Raw genomic sequence first — 1,110 nt, 5'->3', positions numbered from 1 at the left:
CGGGCCGTACACGTGGTGGTCATGGCGCGGCCAGGCGTTCGACAACGACACGGGCTGGCGCATCGACTACCAGATGGCGACCCCGGAGCTCGCCGCCAAGGTCACGCAGTACACGGTCGACCGCGCCGCGGCGTACGACCAGCGATGGTCCGACCACGCCCCCGTGGTCGTCGACTACGAACTCTGACCCATCCCCCACACTTCTCCAGCACAGGACTGCACCATGACCACGACGCGCATCTTCTCGGGCATCCAGCCCTCGGCCGGTTCCCTCCACCTCGGCAACTACATCGGCGCGCTCATGCAGTGGCGGACGCTGCTCGACGACCACGACGCCATCTACTGCGTGGTCGACATGCACGCGATCACCTCCCCGCAGGACCCCGCCGAACTCCGCGCGAACACCCGTGCGACGGCCGCGCAGTACATCGCGTCCGGCATCGACCCGACCCGGGCGACGCTGTTCGTGCAGTCGCACGTGCCCGCGCACGCCGAGCTCGCGTGGGTGCTGAACACGCTGACCGGCTTCGGTGAGGCGAGCCGGATGACCCAGTTCAAGGACAAGTCCGCCAGGCAGGGTGCCGAGGCCGCGTCGGTCGGCCTCTTCACGTACCCGATCCTGATGGCGGCGGACATCCTGCTGTACGACACGAAGGTCGTGCCGGTCGGTGACGACCAGCGGCAGCACGTCGAGCTCACCCGCGACCTCGCCGGCCGTTTCAACGCACGGTTCGGCGACACGTTCGTCGTGCCGGAGGCTCGGATCCTCACCGAGACGGCCCGCATCTACGACCTGCAGGACCCGACGAGCAAGATGAGCAAGTCGGCGGCGTCCGACAACGGCCTCATCCGCCTGCTCGACGACCCGAAGCGCACCGCGAAGAAGATCCGGTCGGCGGTCACCGACACCGAGCGCGAGATCCGCGCCGACCGTCAGGCGAAGCCGGGGGTCACGAACCTGCTGTCGATCCTCTCGGCGTTCACCGGTACCCCGGTCGCCGCGCTCGAGGAGTCGTTCCAGGGCAAGGGCTACGGCGACCTGAAGGGCGAGGTCGCCGACGCCGTCGTGGCCGAGCTCGAGCCGGTGCGGGCCCGCACGCTCGAGCTGCT

Annotated in this window: 2 protein-coding genes; both read left to right on the top strand. The window is 69.1% G+C overall.

The annotated features are described in order from the left end of the window. Positions 1 to 187: endonuclease/exonuclease/phosphatase family protein (locus Q7F20_RS18610; RefSeq protein ID WP_370871733.1), on the top strand; the 187-nt coding region annotated here is incomplete at its 5' end. A 36-nt stretch (positions 188 to 223) separates the two neighbouring features. Continuing rightward, positions 224 to 1,110, top strand: an 887-nt coding sequence (gene trpS, locus Q7F20_RS18605; RefSeq protein ID WP_305741539.1) for a tryptophan--tRNA ligase, incomplete at its 3' end; no start/stop codon positions are given.

This window comes from Curtobacterium sp. A7_M15, assembly GCF_030705415.1.
Lineage (GTDB): Bacteria > Actinomycetota > Actinomycetes > Actinomycetales > Microbacteriaceae > Curtobacterium.
The sequence above is the reverse complement of the archived record's forward strand: the minus strand, read 5'-3'. Positions and strand labels throughout refer to the sequence as shown.